Origin of the sequence: Halorubrum saccharovorum DSM 1137 (genome assembly GCF_000337915.1) — an archaeon.
Classification (GTDB): domain Archaea; phylum Halobacteriota; class Halobacteria; order Halobacteriales; family Haloferacaceae; genus Halorubrum; species Halorubrum saccharovorum.
Genome location: NZ_AOJE01000021.1, coordinates 82,484 through 101,320 on the forward strand (window position 1 = coordinate 82,484; position 18,837 = coordinate 101,320).

Annotated in this window: 19 protein-coding genes; 9 read left to right on the forward strand and 10 right to left on the reverse strand. The window is 68.3% G+C overall.

Annotated elements, in window-relative coordinates; translation table 11 throughout:
* Positions 1-20 precede the first annotated feature (20 nt).
* From hemL to C471_RS07175, 5 genes are all read right to left on the reverse strand, one after another.
* Positions 21-1,358, reverse strand: a complete 1,338-nt coding sequence (hemL, locus tag C471_RS07155; protein ID WP_004047522.1) for a glutamate-1-semialdehyde 2,1-aminomutase — start codon at positions 1,356-1,358, stop codon at positions 21-23.
* 208 nt (positions 1,359-1,566) lie between these two features.
* Positions 1,567-3,246 (reverse strand): ammonium transporter, encoded by a 1,680-nt coding sequence (locus C471_RS07160; RefSeq protein WP_004047524.1) that lies wholly within the window; start codon positions 3,244-3,246, stop codon positions 1,567-1,569.
* A 568-nt stretch (positions 3,247-3,814) separates the two neighbouring features.
* Positions 3,815-4,846, reverse strand: a complete 1,032-nt coding sequence (gene radA / locus C471_RS07165; RefSeq protein WP_004047526.1) for a DNA repair and recombination protein RadA — start codon at positions 4,844-4,846, stop codon at positions 3,815-3,817.
* Between the two features lie 193 nt (positions 4,847-5,039).
* Entirely contained in the window at positions 5,040-5,540 is a 501-nt protein-coding gene (locus C471_RS07170) for an ACT domain-containing protein (RefSeq protein WP_004047527.1), read from the reverse strand.
* Between the two features lie 54 nt (positions 5,541-5,594).
* Positions 5,595-6,065 carry a hypothetical protein gene (locus C471_RS07175; protein WP_004047528.1) on the reverse strand — a complete coding sequence of 157 codons (471 nt, stop codon included), beginning with the start codon at positions 6,063-6,065 and terminating at the stop codon, positions 5,595-5,597.
* Positions 6,066-6,243: 178 nt separating this feature from the next.
* Between C471_RS07175 and C471_RS07180 the strand changes: the two genes are divergently transcribed.
* Positions 6,244-8,439, forward strand: a complete 2,196-nt coding sequence (locus C471_RS07180) for an ATP-dependent DNA helicase (protein WP_004047530.1) — start codon at positions 6,244-6,246, stop codon at positions 8,437-8,439.
* A gap of 4 nt (positions 8,440-8,443) precedes the next feature.
* Here C471_RS07180 and C471_RS07185 read toward each other — a convergent pair whose 3' ends face one another.
* Both C471_RS07185 and C471_RS07190 read right to left on the reverse strand, forming a co-directional pair.
* Positions 8,444-8,803, reverse strand: coding sequence for a DUF7473 family protein (locus C471_RS07185; RefSeq protein WP_004047531.1), 360 nt, complete (start codon positions 8,801-8,803; stop codon positions 8,444-8,446).
* A gap of 60 nt (positions 8,804-8,863) precedes the next feature.
* Positions 8,864-9,421: a TATA-box-binding protein gene (locus C471_RS07190; protein WP_004047533.1), complete on the reverse strand. Its 558-nt coding sequence runs from the start codon at positions 9,419-9,421 to the stop codon at positions 8,864-8,866.
* 87 nt (positions 9,422-9,508) lie between these two features.
* Here C471_RS07190 and C471_RS07195 point away from each other — a divergent pair, with 87 nt between their 5' ends.
* The 3 genes from C471_RS07195 to rpiA all read left to right on the forward strand — a co-directional run bounded on the left by C471_RS07195 (position 9,509) and on the right by rpiA (position 12,693).
* Positions 9,509-10,600, forward strand: coding sequence for a THUMP domain-containing protein (locus C471_RS07195; RefSeq protein ID WP_004047535.1), 1,092 nt, complete (start codon positions 9,509-9,511; stop codon positions 10,598-10,600).
* A 161-nt stretch (positions 10,601-10,761) separates the two neighbouring features.
* Positions 10,762-11,889: an ORC1-type DNA replication protein gene (locus tag C471_RS07200; RefSeq protein ID WP_004047537.1), complete on the forward strand. Its 1,128-nt coding sequence runs from the start codon at positions 10,762-10,764 to the stop codon at positions 11,887-11,889.
* Positions 11,890-11,961: 72 nt separating this feature from the next.
* The gene (gene rpiA, locus C471_RS07205; RefSeq protein ID WP_004047539.1) at positions 11,962-12,693 is read left to right on the forward strand and encodes a ribose-5-phosphate isomerase RpiA; all 732 of its coding nucleotides are present in this window, start codon (positions 11,962-11,964) and stop codon (positions 12,691-12,693) included.
* Between the two features lie 115 nt (positions 12,694-12,808).
* Here rpiA and C471_RS07210 read toward each other — a convergent pair whose 3' ends face one another.
* Positions 12,809-12,976, reverse strand: a complete 168-nt coding sequence (locus tag C471_RS07210) for a DUF1931 family protein (protein WP_004047560.1) — start codon at positions 12,974-12,976, stop codon at positions 12,809-12,811.
* 186 nt (positions 12,977-13,162) lie between these two features.
* Between C471_RS07210 and larB the strand changes: the two genes are divergently transcribed.
* Both larB and C471_RS07220 read left to right on the forward strand, forming a co-directional pair.
* On the forward strand, positions 13,163-13,948 hold the full coding sequence (gene larB, locus C471_RS07215; protein ID WP_004047562.1) for a nickel pincer cofactor biosynthesis protein LarB: 786 nt from the start codon (positions 13,163-13,165) through the stop codon (positions 13,946-13,948).
* Between the two features lie 70 nt (positions 13,949-14,018).
* A complete protein-coding gene (locus tag C471_RS07220; RefSeq protein WP_004047564.1) occupies positions 14,019-14,267 on the forward strand; it encodes a GIY-YIG nuclease family protein in 249 nt (82 codons plus the stop codon).
* A 15-nt stretch (positions 14,268-14,282) separates the two neighbouring features.
* Here the strand turns inward: C471_RS07220 and hisG are convergent, their stop codons facing one another.
* Positions 14,283-15,173: an ATP phosphoribosyltransferase gene (gene hisG, locus C471_RS07225; RefSeq protein ID WP_004047566.1), complete on the reverse strand. Its 891-nt coding sequence runs from the start codon at positions 15,171-15,173 to the stop codon at positions 14,283-14,285.
* A gap of 99 nt (positions 15,174-15,272) precedes the next feature.
* Between hisG and C471_RS07230 the strand changes: the two genes are divergently transcribed.
* Together C471_RS07230 and C471_RS07235 are read left to right on the forward strand one after the other, a co-directional pair.
* Entirely contained in the window at positions 15,273-15,569 is a 297-nt protein-coding gene (locus tag C471_RS07230; protein WP_004047569.1) for a ribbon-helix-helix domain-containing protein, read from the forward strand.
* On the forward strand, positions 15,562-15,840 hold the full coding sequence (locus C471_RS07235; protein ID WP_004047572.1) for a type II toxin-antitoxin system RelE family toxin: 279 nt from the start codon (positions 15,562-15,564) through the stop codon (positions 15,838-15,840). Before C471_RS07230 ends, C471_RS07235 begins: the two co-directional genes overlap by 8 nt.
* Before the next feature lie 397 nt (positions 15,841-16,237).
* Here C471_RS07235 and C471_RS07240 read toward each other — a convergent pair whose 3' ends face one another.
* Positions 16,238-16,645, reverse strand: a complete 408-nt coding sequence (locus C471_RS07240; RefSeq protein WP_004047574.1) for a hypothetical protein — start codon at positions 16,643-16,645, stop codon at positions 16,238-16,240.
* Positions 16,646-16,767: 122 nt separating this feature from the next.
* On the opposite strand from C471_RS07240, the gene uvrB reads away from it, so the two are divergent.
* The gene (gene uvrB, locus C471_RS07245) at positions 16,768-18,822 is read left to right on the forward strand and encodes an excinuclease ABC subunit UvrB (RefSeq protein ID WP_004047575.1); all 2,055 of its coding nucleotides are present in this window, start codon (positions 16,768-16,770) and stop codon (positions 18,820-18,822) included.
* The last annotated feature ends 15 nt before the right edge of the window (positions 18,823-18,837 follow it).

Sequence of the window (18,837 nt, forward strand, 5' to 3'; positions counted from 1 at the left end):
GCGCCGCCCGGAGGCGACGGTTATAGCGCCTCGCGGTACGCCGCCAGCGTCTCCTCGACGTCCTCCTCGGTGTGCGCGTAGGAGGTGAACTGACACTCGAACTGGTTCGCGGTGAGGAAGACGCCCCGCTCTTTCATCTCCTGCCAGAACACGCGCTCCCAGCGGTCGGTGGCGGCGCGAGCGACGTCGGCGCCGGTCTTCGGACAGCCGTCGTAGCGGTCGCAGTCGGGGTCCTGTCGGCAGCCGCCGGGACAGCAGGCGTCGGGGTCGTCGGGCGCGTCGCGCGTGAAGACCGTCTTGAACATCGAGTCGGTGCCGACGACGGTGTACTCGGGCGCGCGCTCCGCGCAGATCTCGGCGATCCCCTCGCGGAGCTTCCGGCCGAGGCGGTTGACGTGCTCGTACACGTCGTTCTCGGCGGCGTACTCCAAGGTGGCTTTCCCGGCCGCCATCGTCACCGGGTGGCCGGAGAACGTCCCCGACTGGAACACGTCGCCGGCGGGCGTGAACTCCTCGACGATCTCGGCTTGCCCGCCGATCGCGCCGACCGGGAAGCCGCCGCCGACGATCTTGCCGAACGTCGTCACGTCGGGCGTGACGCCGAACTTCGACTGCGCGCAGCCGAGGCCGCCCACGCGGAACCCGGTGATCACCTCGTCGAAGACGAGGAGGGAGCCGTGGTCGTCACACAGGTCGCGGAGCGTCTCGTGGTAGCCGTCGATCGGGGTGACGATGCCCATATTGGCGAGGATCGGCTCGACGAGGACCGCCGCGATGTCGTCGCCGTGCTCGGCGAACACCTCCTTCGCCGCCTGCGGGTCGTTGAACGGGATCGGGAGGGTGTGCTCGGCGAACTCCTCGGGGATCCCCTTCGTCGAGGGGTGCGGGTCGTCCGGCGGCCCCTCCACGAGCGTCGACTCCTGTGCCCCGTGGTAGCCGCCCTGCATGACGACGATCTTGTCGCGGCCGGTGTGGCCGCGCGCGAGCCGCACCGCCGAGACGGTCGCCTCCGTCCCCGAGTTGACGAACCGGATCGACTCCACGCTCGGGACGTGTCGGGCTACGAACTCGGCGTGTTCGACCTCGATCTCGGTGGGCGCGCCGTACATCGGGCCCGCGGCGACGTGCGACTGGATCGCCGCCTCCACCGGCTCCGGAAGGTCGTGGCCGTACAGCAGCGGGCCGTACCCCATCACCCAATCGACGTACCGGTTGCCGTCGGCGTCGATCACGTGCCCGCCGTCGCCGCGCTCGACGAAGAACGGGTGCGGCATCGTCGCTCGGACGGAGGAGTTGACGCCGCCGGGCATGACCGACAGCGCGCGGTCGTACAGCCCGCGAGAGCGCTCGTGGTTCATGTCCCGGCGTTCGGTCGGCAGCGTGAAAGTTGTTGCCGAACCGGGCGACGAGAGGCGATCTGATCGCCGGAGGGCCACCGGAAACGCGGGCGACACCGTCGGTGGCGTCGCACCGCGGAAAAAGCGTCAGTCGAAGACCGCCGCCGCGTCGGTCGTTTCGCCGGCGCCGATCCGTTATCGATTCACCGCCGGGGTCGGCCGTCCGGCCCTACACCGCCTCCGGACCGGTCGTGCCGGTGCGGACCTGCAACGCGTCCTCGACCGGCATGATGAACACCTTGCCGTCACCGGGCTCGCCGGTCTTCGCGGCGTCGGCGATCGCGTCCGCGACCTCGTCGGCCGGGATGTCGGCGACGACCACGTCGATCTTCACCTTCTGGTGGAGGTCGACCGTGAACTCCTCGCCGCGCCACTGGCCCGTCTTCGCGGGCTGGCTGCCGCGGCCCGAGACGTTCGTCACGGTGAGCGAGGGCGCGTTGATCTCCGCGAGCGCCTGCTTGATGGCCCCGAGCTTGTCGGGGCGGACGACCGCCGTGACCATCTTGATCTCCGAGCCCGCCTCCTCGCCGCCGTCGGCGCGCGGGGATTCGTCGGTGGTGTCGACGACGGAGGGACCGCCGTCGGTCGCGACGTTCGCTTTACCGAACTCGGGGTACGTCTCGACGCCGTGTTCGCTGACATCGAGTCCGTCACGCTCGTGGTCGGGGGTGACGCGGGCCTGACCGGCGGCCTTGAAGACGCCGAACACCACGCCGGTCGCGACGACCGTCCACGCGGTGATGACGACGACGCCGATCACCTGCGAGACGAGCAGGTCCATCGAGAAGCCGTCCACGTGGATGAACGGCAGCGCGAGGACGCCGATGACGCCCGCAGAGCCGTGAACCGGGAACACCGCGCACACGTCGTCGATCTTCATTTTGTCCGAGACGAACTCGAACACGAGCGGGAGCTGGAGGCCGCAGATCAGCGCGACCGCGATGGCGCCCCACCAGGTGATCGCGTTGGCCGTGCCGGTGACGGCGACGAGTCCCGCAAGCACGCCGTTGGCGACGTACAGGGTGTCGACCTTCTTCGTGAGGTACATCGAGCCGAGCGCCGCGCCGATTGCCCCGGCTCCCATGCCGAGCGTCGTCGTCAGGGAGACGCGGCCGACCGCGGCGTAGCCGCCGAGCGCGAGCTCGCCGGACTCCGTGACCGAGAAGACGGTCGCGGTCGTCCCGACGTTGAATCCGTACCAGCCGAACGCCAAGATGAGCGTGCCGAGCACCGCGAACGTCATCGAGTGACCGGGGATGACGTTCGTGGACCCGTCCTCGGCGTAGCGATCCATGCGCGGTCCAAGCATGTACGCCGCGGTGAGACCGGCGATGCCGCCGACCCCGTGGACGATCATCCCGCCCGCGAAGTCAGTGAAGCCGAGGCCGGCGCCGCCGAGGAAGCCGCCGCCCCAGGTGATTCCCGCGACGACCGGGTAGATGACCGCGGAGATAGCGACCGTGTACGCGACGTACGCGCGGAGTTTCGCGCGGCCGGCGACCGCACCGGAGACGATCGTCGCCGCCGTCATCGCGAAGACGGCGCCGAACAGCCAGCTATTGACCCAACCGCCGTCGCTGAGGGCCGACGCCGGAGAGAATCCGCCGCCGCCGGCGACGCCTTCGATCCCGAAGCCGATCAGGAAGTACACTAAGACACCGACTCCCCACGTGAGGAGATTCTTCGTGAGCTGGTTCGCGACGTTCTTCGCGCGTACCTGCCCGGCCTCCAGCATCGCGAAGCCGGCGTGCATGAAGAAGATCAGGAAACAGACCACCGCGACCCACATCAGGTTCACGCCCTCCGCGAGGACGCTCGGGTCGATGCTCGCGAGTACGCCGGTCGTCACGCTTCGATCACCTCAACTGAACATTCGTTATCCAAACCGTGCATTTCGTCCGTGTTCATGTTCTGAATCACGTTCCGACAACGGGGAACAGGAATATATAAACGTTCGAGTTGAGTTTCACAAGAAATCTGCTTGATGATACGGAAGGTGTTCAATATAAGGACAAGTCAATGTTGTATTAGGTCATATGACCCGGGAGTCGGTAGCAATATTTGCACTCGAAGCGAACAGATGTTTTATTAATTTACTGTCAATATCTGCCGGAACAGAGGTTTTCGAGCCGCAAAGCGCCGTGCGCGGGGGGTGGTGGAAATACTTGCCACCGCAGAGATCGCCGTGAAAACCGCCAGATAGCCCGACTACCCGGATATCGGGTGTCTCGGTGATGTTCTTCGGGAAACTGACGTTTGTCAACCCGATTTCGGCTCCGCTGTGCGATCAGGAGAACGACATCACACAGCGTCACGTGTTCGATGCGTTTCGTCCGCAAAATTCTGTCCAAATCGGGAGACGGGGCGAAAGCAATAGCGGTGCTGGACTCGGAGGATCGATCCGCGAGGAGCGCCCGTTACTCCGGTTTCAGTCCCTCGCCCTGGACGCGCATCACGGCCTCGCCGTCTGCGAGGTTCGGCGCGTCGACGAGTCGGACGATCCGCTTGTTACCCTTCGACTTCCGGAGGTAGATCCGGAACGTGGAGGCGTGCCCGAGGATGTTGCCGCCGATCGCCTGCGTCGGGTCGCCGAAGTAGGAGTCGGGGTTGGAGGCGACCTGGTTGGTGACGAGGATGGCGGTGTTGAACAGATCGCCGATCCGCATCAGGTCGTGGAGGTGTTTGTTGAGCTTCTGCTGTCGCTCCGCGAGCTCCCCCCGCCCGACGTACTCCGCGCGGAAGTGGGCCGTCAGCGAGTCGACGCAGACGATCCGGATGGGCCACTCGCCCTCCTCGTGCTCGCCGGCGAGCTCCTTGGCCTTCTCGGCCAGCAGGATCTGGTGGTTGGAGTTGAACGCCTTGGCGACGTGGATCTGGTCTAAGAAGGCCTCGATCAGCTCCTCCATCGCCTCCTCGTCGTCGGGTGTTCCCTCGATCTCGCGGCGCTCCATTTCGTCGGCGAGGATCTCGTCGTCGAGCCCGCGAACCATGTCGTCGATCCGTTCCGGGCGGAACGTGTCCTCGGTGTCGACGAAGATACAGCCGCCGTCGAGCCCGCCGTTCTCCGGCAGGAGCTGGACGTTGACCGCCATCTGGTGGGTCACCTGCGACTTCCCGGACCCGAACTCGCCGTACACCTCGGTGATCGACTGCGTCTCGATCCCGCCGCCGAGCAGGTCGTCGACCTCGTCGATCTGCCAGGAGAGCTTCCCGATTTCCTGTCGGCGTTCGAGCACGGTCGCGCCCGTCTCGAAGCCGCCGACGTCGGCGGCGTCGCGGGCGGCGTTGATGATGTCCGCGGCCGACGATTCGCCGATGTCGGCGGTGTTGGACATCTCGCCGGGGCTCGCGACGGCGATCGACTGGTAGCTCTCGAACCCGTTCTCGACGAGTTTGTCTGCGGTGGCGGGGCCGACTCCGGGGAGGTCCTCGAGTTCGTCTTCTGGCATGTACGCGTCCCTTGTTCGCCATCCCGTATAAAGACTGGTTTACACCCGAGTGAAAGTGAAAATCGGGCAGGAACGCGTTCCGAACTGGCTCGGGACCGTATATAAGACGCAGGGCGGACGCGCCGACGCGGGGAGCCGGTGGAACTGGTCAGTTCGATCTGCCGGTCAGCGGCGGTCCCTCGGCCCAACCGCCTCAGAATCCGACGCGGCGGACGTACTCCAGGTCGCGTATCTCGACGAGCAGATCGCCGGAGAGGTCGGCGTCGGTGATCACGTACAGCTTCGGGTCGTCGGTGAACTCCGGATCCTCGCTCAGCACCTGCCGGATCGAAATCTCGTGATCGGCGAGAATCCCGGTCACCTCGGCGACGATGCCGGCCTCGTCGGCGGCCGCGACCTCTATCGTGAGCACCGTCAGGTCCAGCACGGGAGCCAGGTCCATCAGGCTCGGAACCGACGAGATGTTGGTGAAGATGCGCTTCAGTTCGGGATCGGCGAGGATCGCGTCCGTCGTCGAGTCGACGACGCGACGGTCGACGTCGAGCTCGCGCGCGATTCCGGTGTACGGGATCTCGATCCCGCCGGAGACGACCCGCCCCTCCTCGTTGACGGAGAAGCCGCGCTCCAAGAACAGTCGGATCACCGCCTGCTGGCTGGGTGACCCCTCGAACTTCTCGAGGATCTCGTCGAACATGCGTTGCTACGGTGGTCGTCGCCGAGGGGTTAAAAAGCGAGGTACCGCGAGGCGTCAGTTCGCGACCGCCGAGTAGACGCCGCCGAGGACCGTCCCGTACACGGCGTGACCGACGAGGCTCTCGACGCCGACGTTCGGCAGCGGCGGCGCGCCCGGGAACCCGACGGCCCCCAGCCAGATCGGCATCGCGATCACCGCGAGCGCGAGCCACACGAGGAGGCCGTAGCCCGCACCGACGCCGAGGCTCGTTCCGAGCGAGCCGCCGAGGTCCGGCCGCAGGCCCGCGATCGCGGCGAATCCGAGACCGATGACCGCGCCGTGAGACATGTGAATCGCCCAGCCGACGGCGCCGGCGGGGCCCTCGACCCCGTACATCGCCGGGAGCGCCATCTCCAGCACGCCGGGAGTCATCATCGACATCATCACGCCGAAGACGAAGCCCCCGGCCAGTCCGCCTGCCACGCCGGCCTTCCAAGCGCCGTTTTCGGTCGATACGTCGGTCGCCGTCGCGGTTTCGGTTGCCATAGCGGATGCGACATCGCCCGAGAACCGGTAATAAACGCCGGAAAAGTGTGTGTACGGTGCACAGATCCCAAACGGTTAAGTTCGCTGAAACGACGACGGCGAGGAGCGCGATCCCGCGGTCGACCACTTCCGCTCCGGCACCCCACCCCTTTTAGCCGATGACGACGAACCTCGTCCCGTGTCAGAGTCGCCGCATCTGCGGTTCTTCCCGTACGAGGAGCCGTACCCGAACCAGCGCGAGGCGATGGACAGGATCGCCAACGCGCTGGACCGCGGGCAGGACGTGCTGTTCGAGGGGGCGCCGGGAACCGGGAAGACCCTCTCCGCGCTCGTGCCCGCCCTCGAACACGCCCGCGAGCACGACCGCACGGTCGTGATCACGACCAGCGTTCACCAGCAGATGCGGCAGTTCGTCGAGGACGCCCGCGCGATCACCGGCGAAGAGCCGATCCGCGCCGTCGTGTTCAAGGGGAAGTCGTCGATGTGCCACATCGACGTCGACTACCAGGAGTGTCAGACCCTCCGGGACACCACCCGCGAGATGGTGGAGACCGAGAGCGAGGTCCGCGAGCTGGAGGCCCGCCAGCGCGAGCTGCTGGCCGAGAGCCGCGAGGGGGACGCGGGGGCCGCCGAGGCCCGCGAGTCGGTCATGGACGAGCTCGACGAGCTGGAAGCGGAGATCGAGGAGTACGAGACCGCGAACGTCTGCGCCCACTACCGGAACAACCTCGTCGAGGACACCGACGAGTTCTTCGGGTGGCTGTTCGAGGACGTTCGCACCCCCGAGGACGTGTACGCGTACGCGGACGAGCGCGAGCTGTGCGGCTACGAGCTGTTGAAGGAAGGGATGGAGGGCGTCGATCTGGTGGTGTGTAACTACCATCACCTGCTGGATCCCAACATCCGCGAGCAGTTCTTCCGGTGGATCGACCGCGACCCCTCCGAGATAATCACCGTCTTCGACGAGGCCCACAACGTCGAGGACGCCGCCCGCGACCACGCCACCCGCACGCTCACCGAGAACACGCTCGACGCCGCCCTCGACGAGCTCGCGGACAGCGACGACTCCCGCGCCGAGGCGGCCGAGAACGTCGTGCGCGCCTTCCGCGACGCCCTCGTGGAGACCCGCGACGACGCGCTCGGCGTCGGCCGGCGCGAGTCGGTCGGCGAGAACTGGGAGGACCTGTCGATCGCCAACGACGACCGCCGCGACGACCTCACGCTCGCGTTCCTCCGCAACTACGAGGGGAAGGGGATCGACACCGAGACGGAGCTCGCGGTCCAGCTCGGACAGGCGCTCGACGAGGAGTACGAGCGGCGCTACCGCGACGGCGAGACCACGACCCGCACGGAGTGTCAGACCCTGCAGGTCGCGCGGTTCGTCTCGACGTGGATGGAGGAGGGGACCGAACTGGGACAGTACCCGGTCGTCTCCGTGCGCCGCGACGGCGCCACCGACGAGGTGTACGGCCGCGCGGAGCTGTACACCTGCATCCCCCGACGCATCACGCAGGAGCTGTTCGGCGAGGTCGCCGCCTCGGTGCTGATGAGCGCGACGCTCCGCCCGTTCGACGTCACCAACGACGTGCTCGGCTTAGAGGACGTGGCGACGCTCGCGTACGAGATGGGATATCCCGAGGAGAACCGGCGGACGTTCGCCGTCGACACGCCCCCCTTGTTCGCCTCCGAGCGCAGCGATCCGGAGACGCAGGAGACGGTGGCGTCGCTGCTGCGCGACGCGATCCGCTTCACGCCGGGGAACACGCTCGCCTTCTTCCCCTCCTACGCCGAGGCCGAGCGCTACTACGAGCGGCTCGGCGGGTCGGCCGGTGGCAGCGGCGCAGACGCGGACCTCGGACCTCTCTATCTGGACGGACCCGGGCAGAACGAGGAGGAGCTTCGCCGGCGGTTCGTCGAGAGCGACGACGCGACCCTCTTCACCTCGCTGTGGGGAACGCTCGCCGAGGGCGTGAGCTTCGACGGCGACGACGCCCGGACGGTGGTGGTCGTCGGCGTTCCGTACCCGCACCTCTCCGACCGGATGGAGGCGGTCCAGGACGCCTACGACCGGGCGTTCGCCGACCGCGACCGCTCGCGCGACCCCGGCTGGGCGTACGCGGTCGAGATCCCGACGATCCGCAAGACGCGACAGGCGCTGGGGCGTGTCGTCCGCGGTCCCGACGACTTCGGCGTCCGGATCCTCGCGGACCGCCGATACACGTCCGCGGACATGGGGAAGTACTCAGTCCGCAGCGCGTTTCCGCTCGAGGAGCGCGAGGAACTGCTCGATATCGCCCCCGAGAAACTGAAGTTCGCGATGCTGAACTTCTACGGCGACCACGACGCGTACGACGGAGGGCCGCCGGAACCGTGACGGCTCATCCCGGCATCGTCGCAAACAGCAGAGAGACGCTGAATAACACGACCGCGAGCAGCGTCGTGATCACGGCGTGGATCACGGTCATTCCGACCACGAGGCGACGGGGCTGGTCGTAGCTCCACGCGAACATGGCGGCGTCGAGAAGGAGTGCGACGAAAACGATCAGGGCTTCCGGCAGTGCGTAGGTGACGCCGACGATTGCGGTGACCGCGGGAAGCGGACCGATGTAGAGAGCCCGGCGGGGATCGACGTCGCCGAGGACGTTCCGCGCCGCGAGATGGGCGGTCACGGAGAGGAACAGCGCGAACAGGACGGTCGTCCCCAGCACCGTGATCGGCGTCACCGTCTGGAGGAGCATGGGCGACCTACGAGGCGGCGGGTAAAAGTGGTCGCGGAATCGAATCGAGCGGGACCGTCGTCAGTCGAGCAGCCCGAGGCCGTCGAGTTCCTCGACGATCACGTCGACGGCGGCCGCGGCGTCGTCGGGGGTCGTCCCGCCGGTGATGACGAGCTTTCCGCTGCCGAACAGAAGCGCCACCACGTCGGGGTCGTCGATCCGGTAGACGAGCCCGGGGAACTGCTCCGGCTCGTACTCGATGTGTTCGAGCCCCAGCCCGATCGCGATCGCGTTGAGGTTGAGGCTCTCGCCGAGGTCGGCGGAAGTGACGATGTTCTGGACCGTGATCTCCGGGTCCTCGATCGGGATCTGGAGCTTTCGAAGCTCGTCGAACACCAGATCGAGACTCTCGTGGACGGCGTCGATGGAGTTGGCGCCCGTACAGACGATCTTCCCGGACCGGAAGATCAGCGCGGCCGACTTCGGGTCCGTGGTGCGGTAGACGAGCCCGGGGAACTGCTCCGGATCGTAGTCGGCGCCCTCGAGGTCCATCGCGACGCTCTGGAGATCGAGCTCCTGCCCGATCCCCGTGGAGGCAACGACGTTCTCTATCGTGATTGTCTCCTTCGGATCGGCCATTACTACCTCGGTACACAGTTGAAGCACGTAAAAAGGTGGCTGGTCGGAACCGCTATCCTCTTGCGACCGGCGGCCCGACTCCGCGGCGTGTACTGGCTCGAACTCGCCGGCGAGGAGGACGCGTTCGCCGCCCGCGAGGCCGCCGTCGCGGCGACGGGCGTGGAACTGCTCGCGCCGGGGATCGCGCGGGCCGGGAGCGTCGGGGGAAGGGGGACCGTCAGCGGTGAGGGGGGCGGCGGTAGCGCGGGCAGTTCGGTCCGCCGGCTCGCGTACACCCGCGCCGCCCACGAGGCGGTCGCCCGGACCGACGCCGATATCGACGCCGCCGCGGCCGCCCTCGACGCGGCGCCGCTCGACCGGTCCGGGACCGTCGCGGTCCGCGCCCGCAACGTCCGGAACACGACGGGGGTGTCGACGAGCGCCGCCGAACGGGAGTTGGGCGGGGTCCTCGTCGACCGCGGGTTCGAGGTCGACCTGGACGACCCCGACCACGTCCTGCGCGCGCTGTTCGCGGCCGGCGAGCGCGAGGACCACGACGCGGTGCGGGGGGCGGACGGCGACGACGCCGACACCTGCGCGCTCGGGTGGGTCGCCGTCGAGGCCGCCCGCGACTTCGCGCCCAAGCCGACCGACCGACCCTTCTTCCAGCCGGGGAGCATGGCGCCGGTCGACGCCCGCGCGTACGCGAACCTCGCCGGCGCCGCGCCCGGACGAGCTATCCTCGACCCGATGTGCGGCACCGGGGGGCTCCCGCTGGAGGCCGGGATCGTCGGGAGCGACGTGATCGCGTGCGACGCCCAGGCGAAGATGGTCCGCGGAACGCGTGAGAACCTCCGGGAGTACGTGGGCGGGGCCGAGAGCGACGCGGAGCGGTCCGCCCCCGACTGGCACGTCGCCCGCGGCGACGCCACGGCTCTCCCCCTGCGCGACGACGCGGTCGACGGGGTCGCGTTCGACGCCCCGTACGGCCGCCAGTCGAAGATCGCCCGCCACGAACTCGCGGACCTCGTCGGGGGCGCGCTGACGGAGGCCGCCCGAGTCGCGCCCCGAGCCGTCGTGGTCGCCGACCGCGACTGGCGCGGAGAGGCGCTCGCGGCCGGCTGGACGGTCGACGCCGCCTTCGAGCGCCGGGTCCACCGATCGCTCACGCGACACGTCCTCGTGCTCGATCGGGAGTGACCCGGAGCGGCGGTTGGCGAGGCGAGGACACCCCGAGACCACCGTCCCGAGAGTGAACGATCGACCGGCGATACCCGGCGGTTGAGCGTCGCAGGCGACAAGTTTCAGTTTCACCGTCCCCGCGGGCAACGGTTAAGTGGGCGGCCTCTCGTGGTGTGCACATGACCGGGGACGCCGGCGGCGACATGCTCTCGTGGGACGAGTCGGTGTTCCGCGACGAGTCGGTGTTCGAGATCGACCACGTTCCCGAGACGTTCCGCCACCGCGAGAGCCAGCTCGAGAGCCTGAAGTACGCGCTCCGCCCCGCCGTCCGCGGCTCTCGTCCGCTCAACACGATGGTGCGCGGGCCGCCGGGCACCGGGAAGACCACCGCGGTCCAGAAGCTGTTCGGCGAGCTCGGCGCCCGCACCGACGTGCGAACCGTACGAGTGAACTGCCAGGTCGACTCGACGCGGTACGCCGTCTTCTCGCGGCTGTTCGAGGGGATATTCGACTACGAGCCGCCATCCTCCGGAATATCGTTCAAGAAGCTGTTCGGCCAGATAACCGACCGGCTCGTCGAGGAGGACGACGTGCTCGTCGTCGCGCTCGACGACGTGAACTACCTCTTCTACGAGAACGAGGCCTCCGATACCCTCTACTCGCTGCTTCGGGCCCACGAGGCGCACTCGGGCGCGAAGATCGGCGTCATCGTCGTCTCCTCCGATCTGGGGCTCGACGTGATCGACGATCTCGACACCCGGGTCCAGTCCGTCTTTCGGCCCGAAGAGGTGTACTTCCCCGTCTACGACGCGACCGAGATCTACGACATCCTGTTGGAGCGCGCGAAGCGCGGGTTCCACGACGGCGTCATCGACGACGAGGAACTGGAGCGCGTCGCGGACCTGACCGCCGAGAGCGGCGACCTTCGGGTCGGGATCGACCTCCTCCGCCGGGCGGGGCTCAACGCGGAGATGCGCGCCTCGAAGACGATCGCCGAGGAGGACGTGGAGTCCGCCTACGACAAGTCCAAACACGTCCACCTCTCGCGCTCGCTCCGCGGGCTCTCCGAGTCCGAGCGCGCCCTCGTCCGCGTGCTCGCCGAGAACGACGGCGAGCGCGCCGGGACGGTGTACGAGGCGTTCCACGACGAGACGGACCTCGGCTACACCCGCTACTCGGAGATCATCAACAAGCTCGACCAGCTCGGCGTGATCGACGCGGAGTACGCCGAGGTGGAGGGACGCGGGCGCTCGCGGGAGCTCTCGCTGGCCTACGAGTCGGAGGCGGTGCTGGACCGGTTGGAGTGAGCGCGTCGCCGCGTGCCGACCCGCCCTCGAAACCCCGACGCCTTTTCAACGGCGCCGCACGCACTCGACTGCATGAAGACGAGCGGCGGCAGCGACGCGGCGAAGCGACGCGCCGGCGAGTCGGCGGCCGAGACGGTTGCCGACGGCGAGGTGGTCGGCCTCGGAACCGGATCGACCGCGGCCCATGCGATCCGACGGCTCGGGGACCGAGTCGGTTCCGGCCTCGACATCCGGGGCGTGGCGACCTCCTTCGCGAGCCGGGAGCTCGCGGCCGACTGCGGGATTCCACTGCTCGACCTCGACGAGGCGGCGGGCCCCGACGCGCCCGGGATCGACGTCGCGATCGACGGGGCGGATCAGGTCGCGGTCGGCGGGGGTGAAGACGACGGACCGACCGCCGGCCCCCTGATCAAGGGCGGCGGCGCCGCCCACGCCCGCGAGAAGCTGGTCGACGCGGCGGCCGACCGCTTCCTCGTCGTGGCCGACCCCTCGAAGGAGACGCCGGTCCTCGATCGACCCGTTCCGGTGGAGGTGCTCCCCGCCGGCCGAACCGCGGTCGCCGAGGCGGTGCGGGCGACCGGCGGCGAGCCGGCCTTACGGCGCGCGGAGCGGAAGGACGGGCCGGTCGTCACCGATAACGGGAACCTGGTGCTCGACTGCGCGTTCGGCGCGATCGACGATCCGGGCGCGCTGGCGACGACGCTGGCGACGACGCCCGGCGTCGTCGAGCACGGGGTCTTCGTCGACCTCGCGGACGAGGTCCACGTCGGGACGGAGACAGGTGTGCGGGTCGCGAGGCGGTGACGGCGGGCCGGCTCCTGCCGGCAGATAGTCGGACGCGTCGCTGAGGGATCGGCGGACGCGTCGCTCGGCGGTCGGTGGTCGCGTCAAAAAATAAAGAACGGAAAGCGCGTCCGTCTTAGAGGTCGCGAGGCTGGACCGTCTTCCGGTCGTTGGCCTCGGCGCGGCGCGCGGCGTCTTCGAGCAGCTCGTCCACTTCGTCGTCCAGCGCGTCGTAGAAGTCCGAAGCGACGTTCTTGTCGTCCAGGGCTTCCTTGACGGCCGCTTTGACAATAAGGTCTGCCATGCGGTCGACGCTATCCGTCGATAGTTAATAAGAGTTCCTGAATTCGACCGCGAGGGGCGTCGTGCGGGCGGTTCGCGGCGGTGTCCAAGAACGCGTGCTTATAAACCTTGTGAGAGCGAGAGGCGATCGGTGGCCAAATCGGATCAAATCGATAGGTACGACACCGTCGGACCCGGACAGGTGACCATGCGCGACACGCTTGAGGCGCTCGACGCCGGAGAGATCGGCGTCGCGGAGGCGGAGTCACGGCTCGCGGGCTACGCGACGACGGCGGCCGGGCGGTTCGACGCCGCCCGCGAGGGACGACGCGGGATCCCAGAGGCGATCCTCGCGGAGGGAAAGACGCCCGCGGAGGTCGCCGCGCTGACGACGACCGCGGTGGAGACGACGGGCCGCGCGCTCGTCACGCGGGCGGACGCGGACGACGCGACCGCGATCCAGACGGCGATCGCCGACCTCGACCTCGACACGCCGGACCCCCTGGACGCGACCGTCGACCACGACGAGCGGACCGGAACAGTCGTGGTTCACGCGGGCGACTTCGAGCGCCCGGACCTCGACGCGACCGTCGCGATCGTCGCGGCCGGCACCGCGGACGCGGCGGTCGCGGGGGAGGCGGCGGTCGTCGCTCGCGAGATCGGTGCCGCGATCGATCGGGTCGACGACGTGGGGGTCGCGAACCTCGACCGGATCCTGGACCAGCGCGATCGCATTCGCGAGGCCGACGTGGTCGTGGTCGCCGCCGGCCGCGAGGGGGCGCTCCCGACGGTCGTCGCGGGGCTCGTCGCTGCGCCGGTGATCGCGCTCCCGGTGTCGGCCGGCTACGGCGTCGGCGGCGAGGGGGTCGCGGCGCTGGAGGGCGCGCTCCAGTCCTGCTCGGTGCTCACGACCGTGAACGTCGATGCCGGCTTCGTCGCCGGCGCGCAGGCGGGCCTGATCGCCCGCGCGGTCGACGCGGCGTCCGACTCGTAGTTCGGGGCGTGGCCCACACCGGCAATGCGGGGATCGCGGTGGTTTTGAGGCCGGAAGACAACCCGCTCTCGTGTCAGGTCATCACGTGTACGTCGTCGAGTGCGCCGACGGCACGCTCTACACCGGCTACACCACCGACGTGGAGCGGCGCGTCGCCGAGCACGACGCCGGCGAGGGCGCCAAGTACACCCGCGGCCGGACCCCCGTGACGCTGCGCCACGTCGAGTCGTTCGACTCGAAGTCGGCCGCGATGTCGCGCGAGCACGCGGTCAAGTCGCTGACGCGCGCCGAGAAGGAGCGGCTGATCGGCGACGGGTAGGGTCTCATCCCGGAGTCATTCGACGAGCCGCTCGATCTCGGTGACGAGGATGCCGGTCGCGCCGACCGACTTCAGCTCCGAGATCGTCGCGAACACGTCGCGCTCCTCCACGACGGCGTGGACCGCCACCATCCCGTTCCCGTCCTCGTCGGCCTCCACGTCCATCACCGTCGGCCCGCCGAGCCCGGGGATCACGTCTTTCACCTCGTCGAGGCGCTCCTTCGGGGCATTCATCATCAGGTAGCGCCGGCCGTCGGCCGCGAGCACGGACTCGAAGGCGGTCAGCACCTGCTCGACCTTCGCGTCGTCGACGACATCGGGGCGAGCGAACAGCCGCACCGAGGAGTCGAGCACGTCGTCGATGACGGCGAGGCGGTTCACCTTCAGCGTCGTCCCCGTGGAGGTGATGTCGACGATGGCGTCGGCCATGTCGACGTGCGGCGTGAGCTCGGTCGCGCCCGTCACGGTGACCACGTCGGCGTCGACGCCGACCCGGTCGAGGTAGTCGCGGGTGACCGCCGGGAACTCGGTGGCGATCGTCCCGCCGGCGAGGTCCCCGACGCCCTCGATGTCGCCGTCCTCCGGCGCCGCGAGAACGAGCTTACAGGAGCCGTACCCCAGATCGAGTAAGTCGACGAGGTCGCCCTCCGCCGCCGCGCTCGCGGCGTCGACGACGCCGCCGGACTCCGCGGCCTGGTCGAGGCCCGTGATCCCGATGTCGGCGGCGCCGTCGCGGACGTACTCGGGAATGTCGGCCGCGCGCGCGAACAGCACCGTCACGTCGGGGTCGACGGTGTCGGCGTACAGCTGGCGGTCGGCGGTCTCCTCGACGTGGAGCCCCGCGCGCTCTAAGAGCGAGAGCGTCGGATCGTGCAGGCGGCCCTTGTTGGGGACGGCGATGCGCATACGGAGAGCGTCGCGGGGAGGCGGGGAAACGTTTTCGTCCAATCGCGCGGTCGCTCTCCGCAAAACAGCTATACGTATACGTGCGTAAAGCACACGTATATGTCAAACGCCGACACGGGAACCGACGACGGCGGCCCGGAGACGGTGCAGATCAATCTCCGCCTCGGGAAGCCGTTCCTCGACGACATCGACGCGACGTGGAAGGAACAGGGGTTCAACTCTCGCAGCGAGTTCCTACGATACGCCGTCCGCGACGCCGTCAAGCATCCCGACTTTTCGAGAGAGGGATGGCGACAGATCGCGACGAGCGAGCACGAGCTCCGGACCGAGAGTTCCGAACTCGTCTCGCGGGAGGAAGTCATGAAAATGATGGACCAGAACGAGGACCGTGAGTGAAGAGTGGACGTGGGCGTTCACGTCGCGTGCAGCCGAGCAGTTCGAGGTCCTAGACGCACACGTGCAAGACCGGATCACCTCGAAGCTCGACGAGGTCGTCGACTCGGAGTGGCGGGAGCCCGCGGAGTTCGTCGAACCGCTGACCGGTGGTCCGTTCTCCAAGCTTCGCGTCGGACAGTACCGACTCGCGTGCGTGCTCGATCACGACTCATCGATCGTCGAGGTACATCGGATCGAACACCGGAGCGGGGCGTACACGGCCGACGACTGAGACGTGAGGACCGGATGTAGTTAGTCGCGGTGGCGCGCACCTGCGAGCGGCCGCCCTCGGCGGCCGCGAGTCAGCGTGTGCGAGGGAGTCGGCGCGGCGCTTATAAGCGCCGCGCCGACGAGGCTGGGGAGGCGTGAGGTGCTGGCGGTCGGGGTCGGGGTGGGACTCAAAGGGGCAGTCGCGATTTCCGCGAGCGTAGCGAGCGGAAAGACGGGAGACGAAGTCTCCCGGAAGGACGAAGACGCGGGACGCAAGGACCACAAGGAGCGAGTGAAACGAGCGACTGAGGACCGCAGCGACCGCACAGAGTCCTCGCGACCGGGGCTTTGGAGGTGTTCACCGCCGAACCAGCGCCAACAGTTTATGAATGAACGGTTGAGACTTTCAAGAATCCACCTCAACGACCGGTAGACGTACCCTCAGCCGTTCCAAACCTCTTTCTCACCAGCCAGTACGCGACGGGCAGACAGCAGGCGAACGCGACCGGCCAAACGGTCAACTGCGAGATCGGATCGGGCGGCGAGACGAGGCTCCCGACCACCAGCCCGCCGAGACCGGCGACGACGACGATAGCGGTGGCTCGCTCCCACTTGGACGCCGGATACTCGCGGGAGCGTCCGCGGCGCCACCACAGCAGGTAGTAGGCCAGCACGATGCCCGAAACCGGGGCCAGAACGCCCCAGAACCCCGGATGGTCGCTTCCGCGGGCGTGGGCGTCGAAGTTGACCCACGCGCCGATCGCGACCCAGACGAACAGCACGAGGGCCGCGCCGAACGCGGCGACGGGCGTGAGTTGGAGGGACACGGGCTCAGTTCCGTCCGGTCGCTAATCGGTCTTCCCCCTGATGGACCCGCCTGAGAGGAAACCGGGCAGTCGACCGCCGTAGCCGCGCCGCTCAAGTGGCTCGCCGCCCAACGACGCGTATCGTGAGCGACGCCGACTCCCCCCTCTCGGAGGACCGCCCGACCGTCGACCGCCCCCTCCGCGTCGACGCCCCGTTCGAACCCGCGGGCGACCAGCCGGAGGCGATAGCGGAACTCGTGGAGGGGTTCGAGTCGGGCGCCGACAAGCAGACGCTCCTCGGCGTCACCGGCTCCGGGAAGACGAACACCGTCTCGTGGGTCGCCGAAGAGCTCGATCAGCCCACCCTCGTCTTGGCGCACAACAAGACGCTCGCGGCCCAGCTGTACGAGGAGTTCCGCGAGCTGTTCCCGGACAACGCCGTCGAGTACTTCGTCTCCTACTACGACTACTACCAGCCGGAGGCGTACGTCGAGCAGACGGACACGTTCATCGACAAGGAGATGTCGATCAACGAGGAGATCGACCGACTGCGCCACTCGGCGACGCGCTCGCTCCTCACCCGCGACGACGTGATCGTGGTCGCCTCGGTCTCCGCGATCTACGGGCTCGGCGACCCGGGGAACTACCGCGACATGGCGCTCCGGCTGGAGGTCGGCGAGGAGGTGGGCCGCGAGGAGCTGCTCGCCCGACTCGTCGACCTGAACTACGAGCGCAACGACGTGGACTTCACGCAGGGAACCTTCCGCGTCAGAGGCGACACCGTCGAGATCTACCCGATGTACGGCCGGTACGCGGTCCGGGTGGAGCTGTGGGGCGAGGAGATCGACCGGATGATCAAGGTCGACCCGATGAAAGGCGAGGTCGTCTCGGAGGAACCCGCCGTCATGCTCCACCCGGCGGAGCACTACTCGATCCCGGACGACCAGCTGGAACAGGCGATCGCGGAGATCGAGGACCTGATGGAGAAGCGGGTCAGCTACTTCGAGCGGCAGGGCGACCTCGTGGCCGCCCAGCGCGTCGAGGAGCGGACCACGTTCGACCTCGAGATGCTCCGGGAGGCGGGCTACTGCTCGGGGATCGAGAACTACTCCGTCCACATGGACGACCGCGAGTCGGGCGACGCCCCGTACACCCTGCTCGACTACTTCCCCGACGACTTCCTCACCGTGATCGACGAGTCCCACCAGACGATCCCCCAGATCAAAGGGCAGTACGAGGGCGACAAGTCGCGGAAGGACTCGCTGGTCGAGAACGGGTTCCGGCTCCCGACCGCCTACGACAACCGCCCCCTCACCTTCGAGGAGTTCGAGGAGAAGACGGACCGCACTCTCTACGTCTCGGCGACGCCGGGCGACTACGAGCGCGAGACCTCCGACCGGATCGTCGAGCAGATCGTCCGCCCGACGCACCTCGTCGACCCGAAGGTGGAGGTGACGGAGGCGACGGGGCAGGTCGAGGACCTCCTCGGACGCGTCGACGAGCGGATCGAGCGCGACGAGCGCGTCTTGGTCACCACCCTCACCAAGCGGATGGCCGAGGACCTCACGGAGTACTTCGAGGAGGCCGGGATCGACGTGGCGTACATGCACGACGAGACGGACACCCTCGAACGCCACGAGATCATCCGCGACCTCCGGCTCGGCAACATCGACGTGCTCGTCGGGATCAACCTGCTCCGCGAGGGGCTCGACATCCCGGAGGTGAGTCTCGTCGCCATCCTCGACGCCGACCAGGAGGGCTTCTTACGCTCCACCACCACCCTCGTCCAGACGATGGGGCGGGCCGCCCGCAACGTCAACGGCGAGGTCGTCCTCTACGCCGACCGAACCACCGACTCGATGGAGGCCGCCATCGAGGAGACCCAGCGCCGCCGCGAGATCCAGCTGGCGTATAACGCAGAGCACGGCTACGAGGCGACCACCATCGACAAGCCGGTCGGCGAGACGAACCTCCCCGGCTCGAAGACGGACACCTCCTCGGTCAGCGTCGGCGACGTGGAGAGCGAAGCCGAGGCGAAAGCCCAGATCGAGGCGCTCGAAGAGCGCATGGACGAGGCCGCGAGCAACCTGGAGTTCGAGCTGGCGGCCGACATCCGCGACCGGATCGCGGAGCTCCGCCGCGCGTTCGAACTCGACGGCGGCGACGACGGCGTGCCGGCGCCGATGGTCGAGGAGTAGTCGGACGCACTCCCT

Bases quoted from the DNA above. Each gene is read 5' to 3' on its own strand.
- C471_RS07170 (WP_004047527.1), bottom strand. From the start codon at position 5,540: ATGTTCGACGAGATCCTCGAGAAGTTCGAGGGGTCACCCAGCCAGCAG.
- radA (WP_004047526.1), bottom strand. From the start codon at position 4,846: ATGCCAGAAGACGAACTCGAGGACCTCCCCGGAGTCGGCCCCGCCACC.
- rpiA (WP_004047539.1), top strand. From the start codon at position 11,962: ATGAAGACGAGCGGCGGCAGCGACGCGGCGAAGCGACGCGCCGGCGAG.
- C471_RS07200 (WP_004047537.1), top strand. From the start codon at position 10,762: ATGACCGGGGACGCCGGCGGCGACATGCTCTCGTGGGACGAGTCGGTG.
- C471_RS07185 (WP_004047531.1), bottom strand. From the start codon at position 8,803: ATGCTCCTCCAGACGGTGACGCCGATCACGGTGCTGGGGACGACCGTC.
- larB (WP_004047562.1), top strand. From the start codon at position 13,163: ATGCGCGACACGCTTGAGGCGCTCGACGCCGGAGAGATCGGCGTCGCG.
- C471_RS07190 (WP_004047533.1), bottom strand. From the start codon at position 9,421: ATGGCCGATCCGAAGGAGACAATCACGATAGAGAACGTCGTTGCCTCC.
- hemL (WP_004047522.1), bottom strand. From the start codon at position 1,358: ATGAACCACGAGCGCTCTCGCGGGCTGTACGACCGCGCGCTGTCGGTC.
- C471_RS07210 (WP_004047560.1), bottom strand. From the start codon at position 12,976: ATGGCAGACCTTATTGTCAAAGCGGCCGTCAAGGAAGCCCTGGACGAC.
- C471_RS07175 (WP_004047528.1), bottom strand. From the start codon at position 6,065: ATGGCAACCGAAACCGCGACGGCGACCGACGTATCGACCGAAAACGGC.
- C471_RS07230 (WP_004047569.1), top strand. From the start codon at position 15,273: ATGTCAAACGCCGACACGGGAACCGACGACGGCGGCCCGGAGACGGTG.
- hisG (WP_004047566.1), bottom strand. From the start codon at position 15,173: ATGCGCATCGCCGTCCCCAACAAGGGCCGCCTGCACGATCCGACGCTC.